Here is a 24,560-nt window from a genome sequence, read left to right on the forward strand (position 1 = left end):
AACTCGTGATGCACTGTTTCGTTCGCTTCGTGAATGTTGTTTTTCATCACCCAACATCTTGACGAAGTTTTCCTTAGGGCGAAACAGTGCTCTTTTCCCCCTCCTTCAATCGCTGTTTTCAGGTTGAATAGTAATGGCATTCGCTTATTTCTTCCGCACCAGGCGCTCGATTTCGGCGCGCGTTGGCGCGGAGGGTTGGGCGCCCAAGCGGGTGACGGAGATTGTCGCGGCGGCGTTGGCAAAACACACCGCGTCGGCCAATGACCGGCCTTCGCTCAACGCAACGGCAAGCGCGCCGTTAAAGGTGTCGCCGGCTGCGGTCGTGTCCACCGCCTTCACTTTGCGAACGGGGACGAGTTTGCTCGTTTCGGCGTTGCACAGATACGCGCCTTTCGAGCCAAGCGTGATGATCACGTTTTTCACGCCCTTGCCCATGATCACGCGGGCGGCGGCCTCGGCGCTGGCGGTGTCGGTGACCTTGATGCCGGAGAGAAACTCGGCCTCGGTTTCGTTGGGCGTGATGATCGAGACGAGCTTGAGCAACGAGGCCGGAAGCGGCGCGGCGGGCGCCGGGGCGGGATTCAATATGACGGGCACGCCGTGCTTTTTCGCAAGGCGCGCGGCGGCCGTGATCGACGAAACCGGGTTTTCAAGTTGCGTCACGAGCATGTCGGCGTTCTTGAATGCGGCCTCGGCGTTTTGAACGTCCTTCGGGAGCAGTTTTTCATTGGCACCCGAGGCGACGGCGATGCTGTTTTCGCCGGACTCGGACACGAAGATGAGCGCGACGCCCGAGGGCGCTTTCGGGTCGCGCTGAATGTGGCGCGTGTTGATTTTGTCGGCCTTGAGTCCCGCGAGCGCCCGGTCGCCAAACATGTCGCGGCCCACGCGGGCGACGAAGGTGACGTCGGCCCCGGCGCGCGCGGCGGCAACGGCTTGGTTGGCGCCCTTGCCCCCGGCGGCGGTCACAAACCGGCCGCCGATGAGCGTTTCACCGGGACGCGGAATGCGTCCGAGTTTTATTATCATGTCGGTGTTGGAGCTGCCGACAACGAGGATGCGAGGTTTTTTCATATTGGGAAAATGGCGTTTAGAGCTTCGAGATGACGAGGAAGGCGATGCCGATGAAGAAGGTAATAAACATGGCGGCGAGGAGCGAGGAGGTGCCCTTGGGCGCGCCCTTGAATTCCTTCCAGATGAACACCCCCCAGACGGCGGCGACCATTGTGGCACACTGGCCGAGCGCGTAGGACAGGGCGGCGCCGGCGGCGGAGGCGGCGATGAGGCTGAACGCCATGCCAAAATTCCAAACCGTGCCGCCGAGGATGCCGACGGCGTGCAGGCGGAGATTGCCCTTGGTGAAGTAGTCGCTCACGGGCACGGGTTCGCCGCGCACGGGTTTTTTCGAGGCGATGGTGTTCCAGACGAAGTTGGAGAGGAAGAGTCCGAGCGCGAACACGACGAGCGCGGTGTAGGGCGTCATCAGGCCGGGCTCGGGCGCGGCGAAGTTTTGAATCATGCCCTTGGAAACAAGGCCGAAGAAACCGCCGCCCATGAGGAGGCCGGCGACGACGGAGATCACGATGCCAAACGCGGAGCCGCCGGACTTGCCGCCGCCGCTCTTGGCGGCCATGAGTTTTTTGTAGGCGAGGGCGTTGAGGACAATGGCGACGGCGACGAGCGCGACGCCGATGTAGAGTTGCGTGGCGTTGCCGACCTCGCCGGGGCGGAAGAATGCGGTCTGCAGCGTGCCGACGACCAGCGCAAGCCCGACGCCAATCGGAAACGCGACGGCGAGGCCGGCGATGTCGATTGCGATGACGAGCAGGATGTTTGAAAGGTTGAACAAAACGCCGCCGAGAAACGCGAGCGCCATGTGGTTGGTGCCGGCCTGCGAGATGTCGGCGAGGAAGGAGCGACCCTCGGAGCCGATGCTCCCGATGGTGAACGCCATGACGAGCGCGGAGAGCAGCACGCCGAGGCCGTAGTCCCAGTAGAATAGCTGGTATTTCCACTCACGGCTGGCGAGTTTCTGGGTGTTGCCCCACGATCCCCAGCAGAGCATAGTCACGAAGCACAGGATCACCGCGACGGGGTATGATTGTATTGTTAGCATGATGTTTTATATTTTGGGTTTATATTTTGTTTTGCAGGTTTGATATTGGACAATAACGGCGGAAAATTAAGACGGGGCGAACGACAGGACGCGCGACGCGGGCGTTTATATTATTTTATACTAATTTATATTAATCCAGTTTTCGCACTGACTGCCTGATGACGAGCGAGGTGGGCAGATACAGGCCGCTTTTCGTCGCGCTCGACGGGGCGCGCATTTCGTCGAGGAGGAGCTTGACGGCGGCGGCGCCCATTTCGAGGTGCGGCTGCGCGACGGTCGTGAGCGGCGGGGAAAGGTGCGCGAGATAGGGCTGGTCGTCGAAGGCGATCACCGAAATGTCCCCGGGCACGCTGCGGTTTTCCTCGCGCAAGGCGCGCAGGGCGCCGAGCGCGAGAAGATTGCTCATGGCGAAGATCGCCGTGATGTCGGGGGTCGCGCGGATGAGGAGCTTGGTGTCGAGGTAGCCGCTTTGCTCGCCAAAGGAATCACCGACGACAAGGCGCGGATCAAAGGGAACGCCCCGCTCCTTGAGCGCGGCGGTGTAGCCGCCGACGCGCGCCTCGCTGGGCGCGGTGCCGACCATGCCCTGCAGGCAGGCGATGCGGCGGTGGCCGTTGTCGAGCAGGTGCGCGGTGGCGTTTTTCGCGCCGGTGAAATTGTCCGCGCTCACATAGGGCAGGCCGAGGCCGGGGAAGACGCGATCGACCAGCACCAGCGGGCGTTGCTCGCGCGCGTAGCGTTCGAGGTAATCCGGCGTCTGGCCGACCGGGCAAAGAATCATGCCGTCAACCTGCCGCGCCCAGAGCAACTCGATGGACTGCTTTTCAAGCGCGGGGTTTTCCTCGCTGTCGCAAAGCACGATTGAGTAGCCGTGCGTGCGCGCCACGTTGACGACCTGGCTGGCGATGCCGGCGAAAAAGGGATTGGCGATGTCGGGGATTATCAGGCCGATGGTGTGCGTTTTTTTGAGGCGCAGGCCTTTCGCAATCGGGTTTGGCGTGAAGTTTTCCTTCGCGGCGAAGTCCTTGATCGCTTTTTCGGTTTCAGGGCTAATCCGGTATTTCTGGGCCTGTCCGCTGAGCACACGCGAAACCGTGGTTGGCGAAACGCCAAACTTTTCCGAGATGAGCTTTAGGGAGTTGCGAGGCCTGGAATTCATTCCAAGAAAACGGATTATATTGATAACAAAGACAAATGCGCGGGCGGGGGTTTACTGGTTTTGCGCAATCGTTAGAGTTTATTTCAACACGACCGTCAATGAAAAAATAATTCATTGAACATTAAGTAGATGTGAATTAATAAATCAGATTTTTAGTTTCATGGCGCAGGTTAATTTATGCGCCCCCATACCATTGGATAAATAAAGAGCCCCTTTGATTATATCACAACTTAATGATTTACACTAAATTACACTGCAAATCAATCTGCGCAAACGATTGTGTTGACACGAGTGGCATATTTCTTCTCATTGCCAATTCAATCCCGCATTTTGGAAGCCCTACAAGTGCTTCACTTGGTGCCGTTTTTGTCTTCCCTCCCAAAAATCCACACGATTATTCCCTATGAAAAACCTCATCATCGCAGCGATTGCGTCCTCATTGTTACTGGCGAACCTCGCGTCCGCCTTGGATTACTCCGTCGAGCCGGGCAAGCCCGTGAAAATCATCTTCGACACCGACATGGGCAACGATGTCGATGACGCGCTCGCGCTCGCCATGCTCCATTCGTTGCAAAACCGCGGCGAGAGCGAACTGCTCGCCGTCACGCTCACCTATCCGACACCCGACGCGGGGCAATTTGTCGCCGCGGTGAACACCTTTTACGGCAGGCCGAACATTCCCATCGGAGTCACGCCCGACGCCCCCGTCGCCGTTCCCGAAAGCAAGTATCTGAAAGTCGCCGCCTACAAGGACAGCAAGGGAAAGCTGCTTTATCCGGCCAAGTTCAACGCCGCCAAGGCGCCGAAATCGGTTGACTTGATACGCCGCGTGCTGGCCTCCGCCGGCGATCGCGAAATCGTCATGGTGCAAGTTGGTTTTTCCACAAATCTCGCCCGTCTGCTCGAATCCGGCCCGGACGCCATCTCGCCCCTTTCGGGCAAGGAGCTCGTCCGCCAAAAAGTGAAAATCCTCTCCATCATGGCGGGGCAATTTCCACAGGACACCCGCAACAAGAAAAAGCCCGAGTTCAACGTGCGCTGGGACGTGCCCGCCGCGCGCAAACTCGTCGCGGGCTGGCCGACCCCCATCGTGTGGAGCGGTTTTGAAATCGGCAAGGCCGTGCTCTATCCCGCATGGAGCATCGACAACGATTACCGCTACGTGAAAAACCACCCCGTCCAGCAAGCCTACCAGGCCTACAACCCCACGCCGCACGAACGCCCCTGCTGGGATCTCACCTCGGTGGCCTACGCCGTGTGGCCCGGCAAGGACCGCGGTTATTTCACGCTCTCGCCCGCCGGCAACGTCGAATTCGGCCCCGACGGCCACACAAAGTTCGTCGCCGACAAAAACGGCAACAACTACTACCTCATCGTGGACGCCGTGCAAGCCGCGCGCCTGCGCGAGGTCCTGGCGGCGCTCGCCTCCGAGCCGCCGCAGAAAAAGTAAATGCCGCGCGCTTCAAATAACTCTAAAAACAACAAAGCCGCCGCCCGCGCAATTGCGGGCGGCGGCTTTGTTTAATGGCTCGCCAAACGGCGCGCCCAGTTGTCCGACGCGGTCGTGAAGCGCACCGGCAACAGCACCTTTGTTGCCTCGGGCGCGGGGAATTCAGGTTTGTGCGAACGATACGATACGATGCAAGCCCCCGGATCAGTTGCCTCCGCCCCGGAGGCGAAGGATGAGACGACGGCTCCACCGAGTGCGAGGCCGGGCACAACCGCGAGTTTATTGACTGTTTTCATTTTTTATAAACTCCGCGCAAAGGCGGAGAGTTTGGTTTCTTTTGGTTTTATGTTTTTGGTTTCAGACAACGCGACACCACCGGCCGCAAAGGCCGCGGGCATCGCGCTGTTCGGAGCCACGCCGCGCAATCGCGACACGCCCCAAATCCTTCAGTTTTGGGATGCCTTGGAAACGCCGCGCCCCACCCCGCCCATGTCGCCCGCACTTTCAAAGAACGCCCGGCGGACGCCCTCCGGCCTCATGATCAAAACCGCCATGCGTGCAATAAACAGGTCCCGTGCCAGGCGTCCAACACACACACCGCGGGGTGTAATTGCGAATGGTAGCAAAACGCAAAGATGCAATCCTTTGGAGTGCGGTGGCAAAGCGAAGCGGCGACACCGCTTTGAGCGATTTGCGCCCGGTGAAAATCTTACGCTGTTCAAAGCGGTGTCGCCGGTCGCTTGCGCTCCCTTTGCCACCGCACTCCAAAATAACTCCGCTTCGTCGCGTATTCCATCAAACTGCTACCAATTGCAATACACCCCACACCGCGCCAAAACCGGCGTGCGTTTTCCCGCATTCGCTCGCAACGGTGACCGGCAAATGGCGGCGGATTGATGGAAAATGCCCCCCCACCGGGATAAAACGCCGTCTCCCGCGCGACCGCCTTCCGGTTTTTGCGCCTAATCGCGAGGCGAAGTGCAATCAATCGTCCACCGCCGCATTGCGACATACCTTTATTTTCTCAAAATTTTCATTTCCCAAGTCGCGTCGAATCTCCCAACCTCTGGGCTTCCCTCATGATCTCTCTCAAAAAGCTTTTCGGCAAAGACCAGAAATTCTACGATCTTCTCGAAGCCAGCGCGGAAGAGTCGCTCACGAGCACCAAGCTCCTTTCAAACTTTCTCCAACGGCTGGACGCGTTTCGCAATTCCTCCACCGATCTCGACGAGTTCATTCACAACCGTCGCAAGGACAAAAAAATCAACAACCGCATCACCGAGGAACTCTGCCGCACCTTCGTGACCCCCATTGAGCGCGAGGACATCGAGGCGCTTTCGACCGCGCTCTACAAAATTCCCAAGACGGTCGAGAAACTCGTTTCGCGCATCTCGGTTTATCCCGGCAAGCTCCCCCGCGAAAGCCTGATCCAGCAAGCCGCCTACTTGAGCAAGGCCGCCGAGTGTGTTGTGAGCATGGTCAAGCAGCTGCGCGGCGGCGCCAACATGGAACGCATCGGCGAGGACAACACCCGCCTGCAATTCATCGAGGGCGAGGGCGACCGGCACCTGCTCGAATTGATAAAGGAACTCTACCAGGGTCCCTACGACGCGAAGGAAACCGTCATCCTGGGTGAGTTTTTCGAAATGCTTGAAAAGGCAATCGACCGCTGCCGCGACGCCGGAAACGTGATTTTCCAAATCGTGCTGAAATACTCCTGAGCGACCCGGCGGCGTCCCCCCGCAGATAATCTCAGCACGCCGCCCGGCAGCCGCAGCGCCACACCATGACACTTTTCCTGCTCGTCATCATCGCCGTCCTCTCGTTCGAGTTCATCAACGGCTTCCACGACACCGCCAACTCCATCGCCACGGTCGTCTCCACCAAGGTGCTCACGCCCCGCCAGGCCGTTATGATGGCGGCCACCGTCGATCTCGCCGGCGCGCTCATCATGGGCACCAGCGTGGCCATGACAATCGGCGCGGGACTCGTCGATGTGAGCGTGATCACGATGCCCGCGGTGCTCTGCGCGCTGCTCGGCGCGATTTTCTGGAATCTTTTCACCTGGTGGCTCGGCCTGCCGTCGAGCTCCAGCCACGCGCTCATCGGCGGGCTTTGCGGCGCGGCGGTGGCCTCGGCGCACTGCGACCTGAGCGTGTTGCACTGGTCGTCTGTTGACGCGGCGGGCAACATCATCGGCATCTGGCCCAAGGTCATCATGCCCATGCTCATCGCCCCGTGCATCGGCTTCGGCGTGGCGGTGATTGTGATGAGCATTCTCTACATTGTGCTGAAACGCGTGCGCCCCCGCTTCATCAACATGATTTTCGGCAAGCTGCAAATCGTCAGCGCCGCGTGGATGGGTTTCAGCCACGGCTCCAACGACGCGCAAAAAGGCATGGGCATCGTCACGCTCGCGCTTTGCACTGCCACCACCAGCGGCCTGTTCGACGACCTGCCCTCATGGCTATCGTTTCTGCGAACGCCCGAGATGAAGGTGCACACTTGGGTCATTCTTCTTTGCGGTATCACGATGGCCGCCGGCACCGCGATGGGCGGCTGGCGCATTATCAAGACCATGGGGCACAAGATGGTAAAACTTCAGCCCATAAACGGCTTCGCCGCCGAAACCTCCGCGGCGTGCGTGATCGTGGCCGCCACGCATTTCGGCGTGCCGCTCTCGACCACACACGTCATCTCGACCTCGATCATGGGTGTCGGCGCGGTGAAGCGTTTCAGCGCGGTCAAGTGGGGCATCGTCGGCCGCATCGTCTGGGCCTGGGTGCTCACACTGCCGATCACCTGTCTCGTCGGTTTCGGCCTGATGCGCCTCGCGCACGTCCTGTTCACATTTTGATGCGTCGCGAGTCGGTGTTGGAATAAAACCACCACGAGGATGGCCGCACCTCAGCGCAATCCCAAATGCCGCGCCAACCCGGTTCTGAACAGCAGAACGCATCCGGCCCGACACGATTCAATCAACAAACAACATCCCGCCCCCTTTGAAAATCCCCAACAAACAACATCCCGACCCCTTTGAAAATCCCCCCCTTTGAAAATCCCGTGAGCATCCTTGTGGCGGTGGGCGTGAACGCCGAGGGTTACCGCGAAGTGCTCGGAGTCGAGGAAGGAACAAAAGAGGACAAAGCCTCGTGGCAAAATTTCCTGCGACGCCTGAAAGAACGGGGCCTCAAAACCGCGAAACTATTTATCTCGGACAAGTGCCTCGGATTGGTGGAAAGCCTGGCGGAGTTTTATCCCGAAGCCAGACACCAGCGCTGCGCGGTGCACTTTTACCGCAACGTGTGGAGCCTGGTGCCCGCGGGCAAAGTGCGCGAAGTGGCGGCGATGCTCAAGGCGATCCACGCGAGCGAAGACCGCGAGGCGGCGCGAGTGAAAGCCGCGCAAGTGAGCGCCAAGCTGCGCGAGATGAAACTGCCCGCGGCCGCGCAACTGGTGGAAACGAGCATCGACGAGACGCTCAATTATTATGAGTTCCCCAGCCAGCACTGGCGCTCATTGCGGACAAACAACCCGCTGGAGCGGCTCATGCGCGAGATACGAAGACGAACGCGGGCTGTCGGAGCGTTTCCCGACGGCAACTCGGCAATGATACTGGTGGCCGCGCGGCTGAGGCATGTGGCCGGCAGCCAGTGGGGCCAGAAACGCTACATGGACATGAGCCACCTCAACGCCGCGAAGCTGGTGGAAACCCAAGGGCAAGCGGCGTGAACTTTAAGTTGAGAACCGCGCTGCGGCCCGCCAAGCCGGGCCTACGCGCGGCTCTCAACCCTCACGAAAGAACCAACAACAAAACAACACATAACCTTCCTCCGCCAACTATATGCTTTTTAAAATGTGCGAAACTTGACGGACACTACCTGGCATGTTGTTATGCTATCATGTCAGAAATCGGTGGGATCAATAAAAACCAACAAAACTCGGCCTGACCCTTTTTGACTTGCTCCCTTTTTGACTTGCTTTGACTTCGCCCGTAACATTCAAAACTCCTATGGTTGAAAAGTTACATAAATTATATCTCCGGGCACAATATATCGCAGAAGAGCGCTACCATTTTCAAATTCTTTGTAATGGATTGAAATATTGTAATTCTTTTTATAGTTTAGTATTGAAACTTTACACGCCGAACTCATAATAAATGAAGCCCGACCCGCAGGCAGGCGGATAAGTATATTGCCAAGAGTAGTCTCGGCTGGCAGCACCATTCCCGTCCCTGATATAAAATAACCGAAGCATTCGTAATAATAGAGGCAACGGTTATTTTTCTCAAGCCATGCAGCGCTCCGGTCATCGATGATTTTGCCCATTAGCATGTTTGTTCGAAAAATCTCGCCTTTTAACTCCGCCACCGTTAATGGGCCTGATTCATTTTTTATTTTAGGCTGACAACCAAATAAAAACAATGCGGTATTTAAAATAAATATAATTTTAATGACATCCATATTTTTCCTTTATTCCATCTATAAATTTATTCACTTGATTGCGTATTTTATTAAACTGATCAACTCTCTCTGGGCTGCCTGCAATTGCATCCATAACACTGTGTGATCCATATGAGGTTCGTGCAGAATCTTTTGATTTCAGTGAGCCATACATACTTGTTGCACCTGTAGTTCTTAAACGGTTTTCTATCAATTCGATATTTGCCCCTTCCATGCCCAAATCAAGATTGGCTCCTACGCTTGATGTAATTCTGTAATTCGTGGGTGTGTCGTATCGATTTATTCGGGCTACAGCGTGTCCTAATTCGTGTCCTAAAATAATATATGCATTATTTGATAATTCGGGTGATGCTAGGGGATTTTTGAAAGGGTCAGGACGCTGTTTGTTGATTCTCATAGGGATTTTTGAAAGGGTCAGGACGCTGTTTGTTGATTCTCATAGACCTTAATTTGATTTCCACGCACGTATTTGCGACCGCTTGAGGGCCTGCCCAAGTCCAGCTTTTTCACAATCCACCAAACCGGCGCGCCGGTCGGCGACGCCTCCCGGCGCGATTCCATTGGCTCCGCCTTGCGATTGTTGCGGTCGATCAGGCGGTAACGGGCATTCGGATACTGGATTTGCATCATGCGGGGCATGCCCGCGATGCTCCGACTCCCGTTCATTCGGTCAACTTAATTAATCAACAATCATGGACCCGGTCCCTTCAAAAAATTCCTAGGATGCCGACTGCCGGTCTTCCTCCGTGACGACGGATACGGTCGTGTTCACGATGCGAAAACTTGCGAGCGAACTGGCGGATCGCCAGAACATGAGGGCGGGCGCGGAACAGGCGCAGAGGAGCAAAACCAAGGGAAGCAACGTGCTGTTGGGAATGAGGCAATCCGCGGAGACAGGTAACATGACAGCCAAAGTCTACCCCGCTTACCCGTAGTTCTCGACTCTGAGTCTCATGTTACCTGTCTCCATTTTCACCTTTCGCGACAAACGTGTGGATGTTCACGTCCTCTCGTTTCACAAAGGCCTTTTGTGTCATGCCGCTTGCATCAAAGCGCGCGAACAACTCCTCCCCTCTCCTCGCATCCATTATGCGCCGACCACGCGAATCTCACCTCCTTTTCCGCTTCAATTGTTTCCATTCCGCCCAGCATACCGGGTTTTCTTCCCGAATGTCACGGGGTGGGTCGCCGGATGCTCATTTACGTTTGCCATGCTCGTCGTAAATACGACTGTAGCGCGGCAATATGGCGACAAATGTGGACGCCTGTCCGGCAACACTTCGGGATTATCGTAAAAATGCTACGCGCTCAATTCGGCAAAATCACGGATATCAATTCGGCGCGTAACACGTTGGTTTCACTTTTGCATTTTAGCCGAAGTTGCCATGCCATTTGACATGGTTGGCGTGGCTGGTTCACTTTTAGTGTATCTCTGGAAAACCCACGCTAGCCTATCCAATTCTAAAATAATGAAAAACTCATTGAGTTCTTGCTTTGTTACGGCACCGCGAATTTTTTTCTTTCCATAAGTGTATATTCTAAAAATATGCTCACCCATTTGAACAATGCAATCAGGATACATCCGGTCGAATTTTGCGGGATTGGCAGAGGTAATTTTTTTTTGCTTGAGCCAATTTCTTATACTTTTATTGCGCGCCTCGTCAGCGATCAATATTTTCGTATTGTTCAATTTGTTAAATGATATAGAATATTGAGCGCCCCCCTTTTTTTCAGGTGCCTTATTTAGGATATCGCGTTGCTTTTTTGACATCTCAGAAGGCGACAACACCAAATCACGAAAACGCCATGCCATTTTATCCAATTCAAAATACCGATACAATTCGGCAAGCTCATCCCTCGTCAAGGCTCCACGCTCTTTTTTTTCGTGATTATCGACGTAAACCCACAATTCACGCCCCCCTAAAAAGACAACACAAGCCGGCGTCACCGCTCCAAGTTTATTTAAAAGCGCCCCTCTATCAAGCGACAGAATTTCCTTTTCTTCAATCCATGCCTTAAGTTTCTGAACTTGCACTTCATCTACAATAGATATTTTCATATTATCTAATAATATAGGGAATGCGATTGCGCATTTTGTTTCACCGTCATCATTCGATAGAACATTTATTATTAAGACAAAATACAATAATGATAGTAATATTTTCTTTTTCATATTCATTTCCATACAATTAATTCCATCCAATCATTTTCACTGATGGGGCAAATGGGAACGGGCCGGGTTTTGTTGATTTTCATAGGTGTTGATTTGATTTCCACGCACGTATTTGCGACCGCTTGAGGGCCTGCCCAAGTTCAGCTTTTTCGCAATCCACCAAACTGGCGCACGGGTCAGCGTCTCCTCCCGACGCGACTCCATTGGCTCCGCCTTGTAATTGTTGCGGTCGACCAGGCGGTAACGGACATTCGGATACTGGATTTGCATCATGCGGGGCATGCCCGCGATGCTCCGACTCCCCTTCATTCGGTCAACTTAATTAATCAACGAGCATGAGCCCGATCCCTTCAAAAACTCCTAGGATACCGACCGCCGGTCTTCCTCCGTGGAGACGGACACGGTTGTGTTCACGATGCGAAAACTTGCGAGCGAACTGGCGGATCGCCAGAACATGAGGGCGAGCGCGGAACAGGCGCAGAGGAGCAAAACCAGGGGAAGCAACGTGCCGTTGGGAATGAGTCCAAGCAGAATGCCCGCCCCTCCGCCGATGACGTATTGCACCACGCCGAGCAACGCGGAGGCGGTGCCCGCACGCTGGGCGCTGACACAGTAAATGGCCTCGGAGGTGAGCCCGCCGAACAAAAAACTAAGGCTGGATATCGCACAGAACAACAGCCCGCAAACAACGACCGCGTTTTCAACGCCGAGCAGCAGGGCCGCGAGCAGCACGCCAAGGCAACCGAGGTGGACAGTAAAGCCAAACCTAAGATTTTTCCGCACACTCATGCGGGAGCATAAATACATGTTCCACTGCCCAACCAGAATCATGCCGACGGAATAGGCCGCAAACATGATGCTGTAGACAGTTGGCGACATCCCGAAATGCGTCATGAAAATAAAGGACGACCCGCTGATGTAAGTGAAGAGCGTTCCCATGATCAGTCCGCTGGAGAGCGCCATTCCGAGGTAACGCCGGTTCTTTATAATCTCCCAGTAGTCTTTGAATACGCCCGCGGGAGTGAGGCGCGAACGCATCTGGATCGGCTGGGTTTCAGGAATGAAAAAACACGCGAACCCCCATGCGGCCAAGGCGAAGACCACGAGAACCCAAAAGATCGCGCGCCAGCCCATGAGGCTGAGTATCACACCACCAATGATGGGCGCAAGGATCGGAGAGATCGACTGCACCTGAATAAGAAAGGTGTATATCCTTGTCGCCTGGTTCGCCTCATACAGGTCGCTGACAATGGCGCGCGGAATAACAAGACCGGTTGCCCCGCCGATTCCCTGAAGAAGCCTGCCGGTCATGAGCATGGTGGCGTTCGTGGAAACAGCCACCAGGCAGGAAGCCGCGCCGAAGAGGACAACGCCGGCGAGCAACGGTATGCGCCGCCCAAGACCATCCGCAATCGGCCCGCTGATCGCCTGCCCGAGCGCGAGTCCGATGAGGAACACGGAAAGCGACACCGGCATCAATCCGGCGCGGAGATTAAGGTCGGACTCGATGACGTTGAAGGCGGGCAGGTATATGTCGATCGCTATGGAATCGAATGCGGTAAAGGCGCCCAGCAGGACGAGCAGGCCCAGCGTGGCTTCCTTTTTTCCACTGATGACGTGTTGATTCTTCATAATAGTTTCCTCTCCGGTATCCGGAATCTTGTTGAATGCGGCGGCGCGCGACGCGCCCGCTACTTGATTGCGAGGCAAAAAAGCGCCCACATCGCATCAAGGCGTTTTTGGAATTTCTCATGTCCCCCGTAGAGCAGCTCCGCCTGGAGGCTGTCGATGATCCCGATGTAGGCCGCGGCAAGCTGCCGGGAGGTCATTCGTGATGGCGGCAGGTTCTTGAAGACGTTCTGCACAATCTGCTCAATCCCGTCGAAATAACCCTGCATGGACTTCGCGATCTTTTTTTCGATTGACCGCGGGGGAACGTAGGCGGCGTTGAGGATGAAGCGCAGCTGCGGGCTGGACTCGAAGCGCCGGCCAGTTTCGCGAAGGAACGCGGAAAGACGTTTTTCGGGGGTTCCGGGTTCGTTGAGGAATTGTTGTGTGTAGGAAAGCTCCTGCTCAATTACGAGAGCCACAAGATCGAGGAAAAGCTCGGTCTTGCCCGCAAAGTGAGCGTAGAGGCCGGGGGTTTTGATCCCGACATCCTTTGCGATTTCGGACATGGCCGTGCCATCGAACCCTTGCGAGGCGAATCGTTTTAAGGCCGCCCGCCTAATTTTGTCCTGAGTTGTCATTCTCTTTGCGTGCATGAATTGCTTAATGAGCGTTAATTAAAAAAAGGCGCCCCATTCATCAGATTATTCGAGGCAGTCAACGATTTTATCCCGGGAACCGGGCGAACAAAAAAATCGAAGGCGGCATGACGGCGGGCGGAAGGAGAATTCCGAGGGAGGGCGGGACGGAATGGCGCAGGCAAAGGCGGCGCAGCCATGGCGAACCGCCGCCTCGCGCGAAACCCGCCCGACGCATAATCCGCCACGTTCCAACGTATTGGAATTGCGCAAAAGAAATATCGGCGCCACCTTTCAGGCGACAACCATCCTTATCCCGGCGCCATTCCGCCAGGGCATCCGCAAAAGGCGTTCGCAAAAAGCCGCTCCCAATTTTTTCCCGCAAATCTGCGTGAAATTTTTCAGCGATTCGGATTCAATTTGAAGCTCCATCGCATTTTTCCGCACCATCACATCCGCCACGATCCCTCATGACACTCTTCCTGATCGTCCTGCTGACCGCGCTCGCCTTTGAATACATCAACGGCTTCCACGACACAGCCAACTCCATCGCCACTGTCGTCTCGACCAAGGTGCTCACGCCGCGCCAGGCGATCCTGCTGGCCACGGTCATGAACCTCGCCGGCGCGCTCATCATGGGCACCAGCGTGGCGAAGACAATCGGCGCGGGAATCGTGGACACCAGCGTGATCGCGATGCCCACGGTGCTCTGCGCGCTGCTCGGCGCGATTTTTTGGAACGTCTTGACTTGGTGGCTCGGCCTGCCGTCGAGCTCCAGCCATGCGCTCATCGGCGGGCTCTGCGGCGCGGCGCTCGCCTCCACGCACGGCGACTGGAGCGTGCTCCACTGGGCCACCGGCCTCTGGCCCAAGGTCGTCGGCCCCATGTTAATCGCACCGTGCGTCGGGTTTGTGGTGGCGGCGATCGTCATGTTCACGCTTTACAAGGCGTTGAGCCGCGTGCGACCGCGCTTCATCAACATGATTTTCGGAAAGCTCCAGGTGATGAGCGCCGCGTGGATGGGTTTCAGCCACGGCTCCAACGACGCGCAAAAAACCATGGGCATCGTCACCCTCGCGCTCCTCACCGGCACGCAAACAGGCGCGTTCAAGGACCTGCCCGAATGGCTCTCGTTCCTGCGCGTCGAGACGATGGAAGTGCACACCTGGGTCATCATCGCCTGCGCGCTCACCATGGCCGCCGGCACCGCCGCGGGCGGCTGGCGCATCATCAAAACCATGGGCCACAAGATGGTAAAACTTCAGCCCATAAACGGCTTCGCCGCCGAGACAACCGCCGCCATGGTCATCGAAACCGCCACGCATTTCGGCGTGCCGCTCTCGACCACACATGTCATCTCGACCTCGATCATGGGCGTCGGCTCGGTGAAGCGTTTCAGCGCGGTCAAATGGGGCATTGTCGGGCGCATCGTCTGGGCATGGGTGCTCACCATACCGGTGACGGGACTGATCGGCTACGGCCTGATGCGACTCGCGCACTTGCTATTTTCATTTGAATGGATGGCATAAACCGAGCGCCCGTTTTTCGGCTCCCGGAAAACCCGCACGCACAACATGAACGACGCCGCTGGCAAAAACACAATCGAACGCGCCGAACCCGGGGAAGTCGGGATCGTGCAACCGCGCGATTTTGTTTCGACCGGCGAGTTTGTTTTTGAAAGCGGCCAGAAACTCCCCGGCTTCACGCTTCGCTACGAAACCTACGGACGCCTCAACCCCGCGCGCGACAACGCCATCCTCATCTGCCACGCACTCAGCGGCGATCACCACAGCGCCGGCATCCACACCCTCGCCGACCGCAAGCCCGGCTGGTGGAACAACCTCATCGGCCCCGGCAAGGCGGTCGACACCAACCACTGGTTTGTCATCTGCTCCAACTGCCTCGGCGGCTGCCAGGGCTCGACCGGCCCCTCCACGATCAACCCGCAAACGGGCCGCGTGTTCGGCATGACGTTTCCCTTTGTCACCATCCGCGACATGGTGCGCGCGCAAAAACGCCTGATCGACTCCCTCGGCATCGAATCGCTCTACGCCGTGATCGGCGGCTCGATGGGCGGCATGCAAGTCCTCCAATGGGGCATCGAGTATCCCGCCTTTGTCCGCAAACTCCTGCCCATGGCCACCACCGCCCGCGAAAGCGCGCAAGGCATCGGCTTCAACGAAGTCGGACGCCAGGCCATCATGCAGGATCGCGACTGGAACCACGGCGACTATCCCAAAAACGGAGGTCCGCGCGTGGGGCTCGCCATCGCGCGCATGATGGCGCACATCACCTACGTCTCCGACGCGAGCATGGACCGCAAGTTCGGGCGCAAGCGCACCGCCGCCGAAAGCTCCACCGCCGCCTACACATTCGACGCGCAGTTCGAGGTCGAAAGCTACCTGCGCTACCAGGGCGAGGCTTTCATCAATCGTTTCGACGCGAACTCCTATCTCTACATCACGCGCGCCATCGACCACTTCGACCTCGCCGAGGCCCACGGTTCGCTTGAAAAAGCCTTCGAGAAAATCGAGGCCGAAACACTCGTCGTCGGCTTCACGAGCGACTGGCTGTTTCCCCCGGATCAAAACCGCGAAATTGTCCTCGCCCTGCTCCGCGAAGGCAAGCGCGCCAGCTATGCCGAAATCACGACCGACCTCGGCCACGACTCCTTCCTGCTCGAATCCGAGGAACTCTACGCCCTCGTGCGCGGTTTTTTGAAGTAGGAGCGGCGCGCATGCGCCAGGGCGACGCGGGATGCGTTTTGGTTCCGGGCATCGCAAAAAAACGCGGCCGCGCGCGCTTTCTTTCGACGTGCCCGCCGCGGTGATGCGACTGTTGCGGAGGCGGACGGTCTCGCGGTTCTCAAAACACTGGCGTCCTCGGTTGATGAACACCGCGCCCAGGCAACCGGGAAAGCGCCGGCCGGAAACATGCGCCGAAAGTGAATTCGCGCCCTCAGACCTCCTTGTGGTGCTCGTCCTTGTAGAGTTGCTCGGCCAGCGTGGTCTCGACGTCCTTGCGCCCGGGGCGGCGTTTCACGATGCGCTGAAAGAAGAGGTTGTTTGGAATCTGGAGCAGGCGACCCTCGTCATCCCGCAATGTCGTGTAGGCAAAGTTGAGATTGATGACCTTGCCGCGCAATCCGGCGGGGTCGGTGAACTCTATGTCGTCGCCAACCTCGAACGGGCGGAAAAACAAAATCAGCACGGTGCACGAAAGATTGCTGAGCACGCTCCACATGGCGACAAACCCGACGGCGATCAGCGCGGCCACCGTGCCGATCATCGCCCAAAGGCTGCCGAGGTCGGCCTCGAACGCGCCGAACACGGCGATCACACCGACAAAAACAAAAAAATACTTGGTCGCGCGCCGCATGGGCTCGGCAAACGTGGCGCTGGTGCGCATCGACAAAAAGAGCAGCAGCCGCTTGGCGATAAAATACAAGACCGTGATGAATGCGATGTAGACAAGCGCCTTGGGTAGATGGCCGACGATGTGCAACGAAACGCGCTTGATGTCATCAATGGTGGACTGTTCGAAGAGCCAGTTCATGGGAGTTGCATTGAGCACGCCTTGACGGGGGAAAATCGCAAGACTTTTGAGGGCGGCACGGAAACAATTGCCACGTGTCCCAACCTAGTTCTTTCATCATCCCCAACCTCCCACTTTTCATCCCATGAAAAAGATTCCCTCCGCAACCGTGCGGTGTTTGAAAAAAGCCGCGCGCGCCGCGGCGAAAAAATCCCACTCCCCCTACAGCGGGTTTCCCGTCGGGGCGGCAATCCTCGCCGGCTCCGGCAAAACCTACACCGGCGCCAATGTCGAAAACGCATCCCACGGCCTGTGCAACTGCGCCGAGCGCACCGCCATCTTCACCGCGGTCGCGGGCGGCGAGCGCGAGGTGCGCTGCGTCGTCGTTTACACGCCCACGAAAACCGCATCCCCGCCCTGCGGCGCGTGCCGCCAGGTGATCAACGAATTCGGCCCGCAAGCCCGCGTCATCTCCGTTTGCGACAGCGACGACCTGGTCGACACAACGCTCGACATCTTGCTGCCGCGCGCCTTCGGCCCCAAAAACCTGGCCTGACTTTCCGTTCGCAAAAAACAAAACCCGCCGCCCCCGTCGCGCCCTCCCCTTTAAAACAAGCGCCGTGCGCGGCGGCGCGATCAAAAGCATCCACCTTCCGGTCGGCCGGGTCGCCGACGCCGCGATGCGCGTTGACTTTAATTACCAGGGGAAGCGAAAGGCGCGCGCACGCCCCTCCTCCAGTGATTAAATCGCCCGAAAACTTGATTCTTTCTTGTTACCCCGCGCCGCCGTTCGCATCTTGGGGACGACATGCCAGCTTCCGCCAAACCCTTTATCTTCATCTGCGGCGCCGACGATTTTCTCGTCAGCCGCGAAGGCAAGGCGCGCTACGATGAAATCGCCGCGACCATCACCGACGAGTTTTCACGCGAAATCATCAACGGCACCGCCAACAACGTCGCCGAGGTCGAGGCCGCCGTGAACCGCTTCCGCGACAGTGTGCAGACCATCTCCATGTTCGGCGACCGCCGTCTCGTCTGGCTCAAGGACGCCACCTTCCTCGCCGACAACCAGACCGGGCGCGCCGAGTCAACGCTCGCCCAAGTCGACAACCTCCGGGAAATCCTCGCCGACAACGACCCCGGGCAAGTCGCCATCCTCATCACCGCCGCGCCCATCGACAAGCGCCGCAGCTTCTACAAATGGTGCGAGAAAAACGCGGACTTCACCCTTTGCGGCGGGGACTCATCCGACAAGAACAAGCCCGAGGCATTCGCCCCCATTGTCACCGCGGAAGCGCAAACCCTCGGCGTCACTTTCGGCGCCAACGCCCTCCCGCTCCTCCTTGCCAAGATCGGCCTCAACACGCGCCTCCTCATCGAGGAAGTCCACAAACTCGCCAACTACCTCAACGACGGCGAAACCGTGATCGAGGAAGCCCACGTCGCCGAACTCACGCCCAATATCGCCGAGGGCGATTTCTTCGAGGCCACCGAGGCATTTTTCAGCGGAAACCTCCAGCGCACACTCGACGCCATTCACCGTCACTTCTTCAACGGCGGCGACGCCCGCCCGCTCATCAGTTCGCTTCAAGGCCGCAACCGCCTGCTGCTTCAAACCCGCGCCCTCGTCCATGCCGGAGACCTGCGCATGGGCAATTACGGCATCGACAAATCCTCCTTCGAAAAACTCGCCTCGCCCGATTCCTACGGACGCCACTTCGCCGGCGTCACCGAGAAAACCAATTTTAACCTGTTCAGCCAAAACACCTGGTATCTCGGCCGCCTCGCCTCGCGGCTTCCATCTATGAAGGACCTCATCGACAACCAGCAGGAGTTCCTGGCCGCCTTCGAGGAAATCATCCGCCGCTCCAGCGAACAGGAGCAGGTCCTGCGGGAAATGACCCTCCGTTGCCTCGGCAAAAACGCCTAGTTCACGCGGAATGCGCATCAAGCGCGCCGGCGTTCAGCAAGGTCTGAAATCCGGCTTGTGTCGCCCCGAAAAACAAACGGCTTTTCTCCTGTATTTTCACCATCCAAACTCTCAAACTTTCTATTCCGCGGTTCATTCCGCATGTCAAACCACTCGCAAACTCGTAGACCACACTCATCATGACCTGGCAACGCTTCCAAAAATACCACTACAACAACGCCTCGCTCGGCCTCTCGCTCGACATCAGTCGCATCCCGTTCCCGGACGATTTCTTCGCGAACATGGAACCCGCCGCGCAGCGCGCCTTCGCCGCCATGGCCGAGCTCGAGCGCGGCGCCATCGCCAATCCCGACGAAAACCGCATGGTCGGCCACTACTGGCTCCGCAACGCCGCCCTCGCCCCCACCGCCGAGCTCCGCGACGCCATCACCGGCACCCTCGCCTCCATTAAGGACTTCGCCGCCAAAATCCACTCCGGCGAAATCAAGGGCTCCACCGGCAAGAAGTTCACCGACCTGCTCGTCGTCGGCATCGGCGGCTCCGCGCTCGGACCGCAACTCGTCCAGCACGCCCTCGGCCAGCCCCGCCGCGACAAAATGGACATCCACTTCTTCGACAACACCGACCCCGACGGCATCGACTACGTGCTCGACACGCTCCGCCGCCGCCTCGACCGCACCCTCGTCATTGTCATCTCCAAATCCGGCGGCACCGTCGAAACCCGCAACGGCCAGCTCGAGGCCGCCGCCGCCTTCCGCGCCGCCAAGCTCGACTACGCCAAGCACTTCATCGCCATCACCGGCGCCGGCAGCAAACTCGACCAAACCGCCACCGCCGAAGCCTGGCTCGCCCGTTTCCCCATGTGGGACTGGGTCGGCGGCCGCACCTCCGAACTCTCCGCCGTCGGCCTCCTCCCCGCCGCGCTCCAAGGCATCGACATCGACGCCATGCTCGCCGGCGCAGCCGCCATGGACGAGGTCACCCGCCGCGCCGACACCGCGCGCAACCCCGCCGCCCTCCTTGCCCTCATGTGGCACCACGCGACCGACGGACGCGGCGCGAAGGACATGGTCATCCTCCCCTACAAGGACCGCCTGCTCCTCTTCTCGCGCTACCTCCAGCAACTCGTCATGGAGTCGCTCGGCAAGGAACTCGACCTCGCCGGCGCCGTTGTCAACCAAGGCATCGCCGTTTACGGCAACAAAGGCTCCACCGACCAGCACGCCTACGTGCAGCAACTCCGCGAGGGCGTGAACAACTTCTTCATCACCTTCATCGAAGTCCTCAAGGACCGCCCCGCCAAGACCGCCATCGAGGTCGAGCCCGGCGTCACCACCGGCGACTACCTGCAAGGCTTCTACCTCGGCACCCGCGCCGCGCTCACCGAAAAAGACCGCCACTCGATCACGATCACCGTCGCCGACATCTCCCCGCGCACGCTCGGCATGTTGATCGCCCTCTACGAGCGCGCCGTCGGCCTCTACGCGAGCCTCGTCAATATCAACGCCTATCACCAACCCGGCGTCGAGGCGGGCAAAAAAGCCGCCACCGCCGTGATCGCCCTCAAGCAAAAACTCATGGCCGCGCTCCAGGCGCCCGACGCCAAGCCCGCCACCGCCGAGCAACTCGCCGCGCAAGTCGGCGGCGATCCCGAGCTCGCCTTCAAAATCCTGGAGCACCTCGCCGCCAACAAAGCCGTCAAAAAGAAGGCCAACATAAACCCCTTCAAATCCAAGTATCGGCTCTGATAGCAAAAAATTAACCACAGAGAGCACGGAGAGACACAGAGTCCCGAATAGAAAAAAGAACTCTGCCTTTCCACCTCTCCGTGCTCATCCGCGTCCTCCGTGGTTAATCAATTCCGATTCCTCCCGCCTCCTCCATCCTCTCCTCCATGTCTTCCCCCATCCCCGGCGCCCTCCTGCTCTGCATCGACCTGCAAGATATCTTCCTGAAAGCCATGCCCGACGCCGGGCGACTTTCCTCGCGCTGCGAATTCGCCATCGAAGCCGCGCGCCTGCTCGGCATCCCCGTTGCCTTCACCGAGCAAGTCCCGCAAAAGCTCGGCCCCACCGCGCCGCAATTCCTAAAAGCCGCCGCCGGAAGCACGCGCCGCAAGCCGCTGCAGCTCGCAAAAAATACCTTCTCCGCGCTGGCTGACGACGGCATCCGCGAAACCCTCCTCGAAAAACACAAAGTCGAGCACCTCATCCTCTGCGGCATCGAAACCCCTATCTGCGTCTATCAAACCGCGCTCGACGCCATCAACAGCGACCTGCAAGTCACGCTCCTCACCGATTGCCTCAGCGCCCGCCGCCCCGACGATTCCCGCGACGCATTGAACGCCCTCATCCGCCTCGGCGTCTACGCCCTCCCCTCGGAAACCATCTTCTACAGCGTGGTGGGCACCACCGAACACCCGGCATTCAAAGATTTCACGAAGTTGGTGAAGAAGTATTCGACATAGTATTCATAAAGAACATGGGATACCCAATTGATGACAAACTGGTGGTAGGGATTTCTACAAACGCTTTGTTTGATCTGCGCATTGAGCACAGTGTATTTGAGGAAAAAGGACTAGATGCATATAAAAAAATTCAACACGAAAAACGCCACGCCATCCTCCCAAAAGGATGTGCTTTTCCTTTCATCAGACGTTTTCTCAAAATTAATGAAATATATCACGAGGAGAAACCAGTAGAAGTCATCTTGCTCTCACGAAATAATCCAGAGATAAGCCCCCGTGTATTTCGATCCATACAAGAATACAAGCTAAACATCACACGCGCCTGCTTCACATCAGGAGATGCACCATACAAATATATTCCTGCATTTAATGTATCTCTTTTCCTGACGGCAAATGCGAAGGATGCCAAAGAGGCCATATTAAATAAATATCCAGCAGGTGTTATACTTCCGACTATCATTCATGATGATGAAAATGATTCTGAACTGCGTATTGCATTCGATTTCGATGGTGTTATAGCTGACGATGAAGCTGAAAAAGTTTACAAAAAATCAAATCAACTTGATTTATTTCACCAGCATGAAGTCGAAAACGTAAATATACCGCTGAACCCAGGAGTGTTAGCTAGCTTTTTTAAAAAAATCTCTTTTTTCCAGAAATTGGAATCAAAAAGACTTCAAAAAAATTATATAAAAAACAAAATTCTGAAAACGGCAATTATTACAGCCCGAAACGCCCCTTCTCATGAAAGAGCAATCAACACATTAAAATCTTGGAATGTTGAGGTTGATGAAATGTTCTTTTTGGGAGGAATAGAAAAAAAGAGAATATTAGAAACCTTAAAACCTCATATATTTTTCGACGATCAACTTGATCACCTCGACACTCGAATCAAAGACATTCCATTAGTGCATATTCCTTTCGGAATAGCAAATGAACCGAAAAAGATTAAAAAGGATAATTAACCTTTCCTCACCATGCCCGACTCCCCCCAGCTCACCGTCCGCGACCTTCGCTCACAAGACACGCCTTCAGGCGCGCCTTTCACCGGCACCTACATTCTCAAGCGCTGCACGGCCAAGACCGCTTCGAACGGCAATCCGTTTCTCTCAATCGAAGTCGGCGATCGCACCGGTTCGTTCAACGCCAACCTCTTCGCCGATCATCCGCAGTTCGACACCACCCGCTCGCTCGCCGAGGGCTCGCCCGTCTGCATCGAGGGCCGCGTCGATCACTTCAACGGACGCCTCTCGCCCAGAATCCTCAAGCTCACCCCGCTTACCGAGGAGGAACTCGTCCAGAATCCCGACCTGCTCGAAAACCTTGTCGAAACCCCGCCCGAAAACGCCGACGCGCTCTGGGCCGAATTTCAAAGCTACATCGATTCCATCGCGCACGACGAACTCCGCATGACCGTGCGCGGTGTCTTCGAGGAAATCGGCGACGCCTTTCGCGCCTCCGCCGCCGCAGTCGCCATGCACCACGCCTACCGCCACGGCCTGCTTGAGCACACCACGCACATGGCGCGCGCCGCCAAGGCGCTTTTCCCCGTCTATCCCGAAGTCAACCCCGACCTCGCCATGGCCGGCATCCTCCTCCACGACACCGGCAAAACCATCGAATACGAAGGCGCGTTCGCCACGCGCCGCTCGCGCAAGGGCATCCTCCAGGGCCACGTCGTCCTCGGCTACCAAATCGCTCGCAAACACGGACTCAAGGCCCGCCTCAACGCCGACCTCCTCGAGCGCCTTGAGCACATTATCCTCTCGCACCAAGGCGAACCCGAATGGGGCGCGGCCATCTACGCCGCCACGCCCGAGGCCGTCTTCGTTTCAATGGTCGACAACCTCGACGCCAAAATGGGCATGGTTCAGCGCACCCTTCGTCAGGCGACCCCCGACGACGAATTCTCCGAACGACTCCCCGGCCTCAACTCACAACTCCTCGTCACACCGCCCCTCATCAACGTGACAACAAGCACGCCGCCCGCCCCGTAACCGGGACTCCCGCCAACATCATTGCGATTCATTTCGGGTGACCGGATTGAAGGTCGCAACGCGAGGTGAACACAACACCCGAAAAAAACCCGGACGAAATATAGTCGCGAGCATGTTCGATTTGCTCAGTCCCATCTTTTGGTAGGGCGAACCCTCCGGGTGAGCCGAAACATTCTCGCCTCGCCCGGAGGGTTCGCCCTACCCAAAAAGCATCTCCCCGCGATAGTTCACATCGAAAAGCTCAATCTATCACTGCATCCCAAGTTGCGGTGCTCCTGCCGAAACTTTGGACAAAACAATCGGCTCGCGAGGTCCGAGATGGCGCGGTTTGTGCGGAAATATATAAATCTCCAGCATCGCGAATGTGCGCGAAACAACCTCGCGGATTTCCGTGCGGATTGAATGGCGGAAAACAACGTCGCGCGCGCAAAATCCGATTGCGCCGATTCCGTTCGCACGCGCCAGCGTCACGGCGCGCGTGTTGTGATAACGCTGCGTGACAATCACCACGCGATCCGACAGGCCGAAAATTTCCTTCGCGCGAACGACCGAGTCATAAGTGCGAAACCCGGCGAAATCGCACGTGATCGCGTCCGCTGGCACACCGCGCGCAATGAGCGCGTTTTTCATCGCCGTCGGCTCGTCGTAATCGGCGCTATGATTGTCACCGCTCACAAGCAAATGCCGCGCCTTTCCCGCGTGATACAGCGCCGCCGCCGCGTCCATGCGCGAAACAAAGTGCATGTTTTCGCGACCATCGGCCAGATGCGAGCTCGCCCCCAGCACAAGCCCGACATCGCGCGCCGGAACGGACGCAATATCATCGTATATATAATCCCGGCTTGCCGTGATTATATAATAATTCGCGAACGCGACAAACAACACGCTTGCGACCGCCAGCGCGCCGGCCACGCGCAGCCAACGGATGCGACGATGAAAAGGCGTCGCTGCGTCGGGTTCTTGTTTTCGTATAAAGAATCGCATGGCGTGATGATGAAAGGCGGCTTGGTTGCGAACCGATTGAT

Annotated in this window: 26 protein-coding genes and 1 pseudogene; 13 read left to right on the forward strand and 14 right to left on the reverse strand. The window is 57.3% G+C overall.

Annotated elements, in window-relative coordinates; genetic code table 11:
* Positions 1–144 precede the first annotated feature (144 nt).
* The 3 genes from rbsK to M2447_RS08465 all read right to left on the reverse strand — a co-directional run bounded on the left by rbsK (position 145) and on the right by M2447_RS08465 (position 3,275).
* Positions 145–1,074 (reverse strand): ribokinase, encoded by a 930-nt coding sequence (gene rbsK, locus M2447_RS08455; protein WP_277558237.1) that lies wholly within the window; start codon positions 1,072–1,074, stop codon positions 145–147.
* Positions 1,075–1,090: 16 nt separating this feature from the next.
* Positions 1,091–2,116 carry a GRP family sugar transporter gene (locus M2447_RS08460; RefSeq protein ID WP_277510814.1) on the reverse strand — a complete coding sequence of 342 codons (1,026 nt, stop codon included), beginning with the start codon at positions 2,114–2,116 and terminating at the stop codon, positions 1,091–1,093.
* 130 nt (positions 2,117–2,246) lie between these two features.
* The gene (locus tag M2447_RS08465; RefSeq protein WP_108824764.1) at positions 2,247–3,275 is read right to left on the reverse strand and encodes a LacI family DNA-binding transcriptional regulator; all 1,029 of its coding nucleotides are present in this window, start codon (positions 3,273–3,275) and stop codon (positions 2,247–2,249) included.
* Positions 3,276–3,678: 403 nt separating this feature from the next.
* Between M2447_RS08465 and M2447_RS08470 the strand changes: the two genes are divergently transcribed.
* On the forward strand, positions 3,679–4,725 hold the full coding sequence (locus M2447_RS08470) for a nucleoside hydrolase (RefSeq protein ID WP_277558240.1): 1,047 nt from the start codon (positions 3,679–3,681) through the stop codon (positions 4,723–4,725).
* 71 nt (positions 4,726–4,796) lie between these two features.
* Here M2447_RS08470 and M2447_RS08475 read toward each other — a convergent pair whose 3' ends face one another.
* Entirely contained in the window at positions 4,797–5,021 is a 225-nt protein-coding gene (locus M2447_RS08475; RefSeq protein WP_277558242.1) for a hypothetical protein, read from the reverse strand.
* Here M2447_RS08475 and M2447_RS08480 point away from each other — a divergent pair.
* The 4 genes and pseudogenes from M2447_RS08480 to M2447_RS08495 form a co-directional block, all read left to right on the forward strand.
* A complete protein-coding gene (locus M2447_RS08480) occupies positions 5,008–5,622 on the forward strand; it encodes a hypothetical protein (protein WP_277558244.1) in 615 nt (204 codons plus the stop codon). The two genes, M2447_RS08475 and M2447_RS08480, sit on opposite strands and share 14 nt — an antisense overlap.
* A 182-nt stretch (positions 5,623–5,804) precedes the next feature.
* Positions 5,805–6,446, forward strand: a complete 642-nt coding sequence (locus M2447_RS08485) for a DUF47 family protein (protein WP_277510821.1) — start codon at positions 5,805–5,807, stop codon at positions 6,444–6,446.
* A 65-nt stretch (positions 6,447–6,511) separates the two neighbouring features.
* On the forward strand, positions 6,512–7,582 hold the full coding sequence (locus M2447_RS08490) for an inorganic phosphate transporter (protein WP_277558246.1): 1,071 nt from the start codon (positions 6,512–6,514) through the stop codon (positions 7,580–7,582).
* A 194-nt stretch (positions 7,583–7,776) separates the two neighbouring features.
* Positions 7,777–8,457: pseudogene (locus tag M2447_RS08495) on the forward strand (IS256 family transposase); the annotation flags it as partial.
* Between the two features lie 278 nt (positions 8,458–8,735).
* Here the strand turns inward: M2447_RS08495 and M2447_RS08500 are convergent.
* The 8 genes from M2447_RS08500 to M2447_RS08535 all read right to left on the reverse strand — a co-directional run bounded on the left by M2447_RS08500 (position 8,736) and on the right by M2447_RS08535 (position 13,625).
* The gene (locus M2447_RS08500) at positions 8,736–9,188 is read right to left on the reverse strand and encodes a hypothetical protein (protein WP_277558247.1); all 453 of its coding nucleotides are present in this window, start codon (positions 9,186–9,188) and stop codon (positions 8,736–8,738) included.
* On the reverse strand, positions 9,175–9,585 hold the full coding sequence (locus tag M2447_RS08505; RefSeq protein ID WP_277558248.1) for a hypothetical protein: 411 nt from the start codon (positions 9,583–9,585) through the stop codon (positions 9,175–9,177). Before M2447_RS08505 ends, M2447_RS08500 begins: the two co-directional genes overlap by 14 nt.
* A 17-nt stretch (positions 9,586–9,602) precedes the next feature.
* A complete protein-coding gene (locus M2447_RS08510; RefSeq protein WP_277558249.1) occupies positions 9,603–9,854 on the reverse strand; it encodes a hypothetical protein in 252 nt (83 codons plus the stop codon).
* Between the two features lie 52 nt (positions 9,855–9,906).
* Positions 9,907–10,092, reverse strand: a complete 186-nt coding sequence (locus M2447_RS08515; protein WP_277558250.1) for a hypothetical protein — start codon at positions 10,090–10,092, stop codon at positions 9,907–9,909.
* 453 nt (positions 10,093–10,545) lie between these two features.
* The gene (locus M2447_RS08520; RefSeq protein ID WP_277558251.1) at positions 10,546–11,361 is read right to left on the reverse strand and encodes a hypothetical protein; all 816 of its coding nucleotides are present in this window, start codon (positions 11,359–11,361) and stop codon (positions 10,546–10,548) included.
* Between the two features lie 36 nt (positions 11,362–11,397).
* Entirely contained in the window at positions 11,398–11,634 is a 237-nt protein-coding gene (locus M2447_RS08525; protein WP_277558252.1) for a hypothetical protein, read from the reverse strand.
* A gap of 87 nt (positions 11,635–11,721) precedes the next feature.
* Positions 11,722–12,993, reverse strand: a complete 1,272-nt coding sequence (locus tag M2447_RS08530; RefSeq protein WP_277558253.1) for a multidrug effflux MFS transporter — start codon at positions 12,991–12,993, stop codon at positions 11,722–11,724.
* 59 nt (positions 12,994–13,052) lie between these two features.
* Positions 13,053–13,625, reverse strand: a complete 573-nt coding sequence (locus M2447_RS08535) for a TetR/AcrR family transcriptional regulator (RefSeq protein ID WP_343215388.1) — start codon at positions 13,623–13,625, stop codon at positions 13,053–13,055.
* A gap of 452 nt (positions 13,626–14,077) precedes the next feature.
* Here M2447_RS08535 and M2447_RS08540 point away from each other — a divergent pair, with 452 nt between their 5' ends.
* Both M2447_RS08540 and M2447_RS08545 read left to right on the forward strand, forming a co-directional pair.
* Positions 14,078–15,136: an inorganic phosphate transporter gene (locus tag M2447_RS08540; RefSeq protein WP_277558255.1), complete on the forward strand. Its 1,059-nt coding sequence runs from the start codon at positions 14,078–14,080 to the stop codon at positions 15,134–15,136.
* 45 nt (positions 15,137–15,181) lie between these two features.
* Positions 15,182–16,333 carry a homoserine O-acetyltransferase gene (locus tag M2447_RS08545; RefSeq protein ID WP_277558256.1) on the forward strand — a complete coding sequence of 384 codons (1,152 nt, stop codon included), beginning with the start codon at positions 15,182–15,184 and terminating at the stop codon, positions 16,331–16,333.
* Positions 16,334–16,565: 232 nt separating this feature from the next.
* Here M2447_RS08545 and M2447_RS08550 read toward each other — a convergent pair whose 3' ends face one another.
* Positions 16,566–17,162 (reverse strand): mechanosensitive ion channel domain-containing protein, encoded by a 597-nt coding sequence (locus M2447_RS08550; RefSeq protein ID WP_277558257.1) that lies wholly within the window; start codon positions 17,160–17,162, stop codon positions 16,566–16,568.
* A 124-nt stretch (positions 17,163–17,286) separates the two neighbouring features.
* Here M2447_RS08550 and M2447_RS08555 point away from each other — a divergent pair, with 124 nt between their 5' ends.
* The 6 genes from M2447_RS08555 to M2447_RS08580 all read left to right on the forward strand — a co-directional run bounded on the left by M2447_RS08555 (position 17,287) and on the right by M2447_RS08580 (position 23,535).
* Positions 17,287–17,697, forward strand: a complete 411-nt coding sequence (locus tag M2447_RS08555) for a cytidine deaminase (protein ID WP_277558258.1) — start codon at positions 17,287–17,289, stop codon at positions 17,695–17,697.
* 252 nt (positions 17,698–17,949) lie between these two features.
* On the forward strand, positions 17,950–19,071 hold the full coding sequence (gene holA, locus M2447_RS08560) for a DNA polymerase III subunit delta (protein WP_277558260.1): 1,122 nt from the start codon (positions 17,950–17,952) through the stop codon (positions 19,069–19,071).
* 179 nt (positions 19,072–19,250) lie between these two features.
* A complete protein-coding gene (locus M2447_RS08565) occupies positions 19,251–20,819 on the forward strand; it encodes a glucose-6-phosphate isomerase (protein ID WP_277558261.1) in 1,569 nt (522 codons plus the stop codon).
* Positions 20,820–20,965: 146 nt separating this feature from the next.
* Positions 20,966–21,538, forward strand: coding sequence for an isochorismatase family protein (locus tag M2447_RS08570; RefSeq protein WP_277558262.1), 573 nt, complete (start codon positions 20,966–20,968; stop codon positions 21,536–21,538).
* 14 nt (positions 21,539–21,552) lie between these two features.
* Positions 21,553–22,503: a 5'-nucleotidase gene (locus tag M2447_RS08575; RefSeq protein WP_277558264.1), complete on the forward strand. Its 951-nt coding sequence runs from the start codon at positions 21,553–21,555 to the stop codon at positions 22,501–22,503.
* A 12-nt stretch (positions 22,504–22,515) separates the two neighbouring features.
* On the forward strand, positions 22,516–23,535 hold the full coding sequence (locus M2447_RS08580; protein WP_277558266.1) for an HD domain-containing protein: 1,020 nt from the start codon (positions 22,516–22,518) through the stop codon (positions 23,533–23,535).
* A 249-nt stretch (positions 23,536–23,784) separates the two neighbouring features.
* Here M2447_RS08580 and M2447_RS08585 read toward each other — a convergent pair whose 3' ends face one another.
* Entirely contained in the window at positions 23,785–24,519 is a 735-nt protein-coding gene (locus tag M2447_RS08585; protein ID WP_277558267.1) for an ElyC/SanA/YdcF family protein, read from the reverse strand.
* Between the last annotated feature and the right edge of the window lie 41 nt (positions 24,520–24,560).

The sequence above is a fragment of the Ereboglobus sp. PH5-10 genome, from assembly GCF_029504735.1.
Lineage (GTDB): Bacteria > Verrucomicrobiota > Verrucomicrobiia > Opitutales > Opitutaceae > Ereboglobus.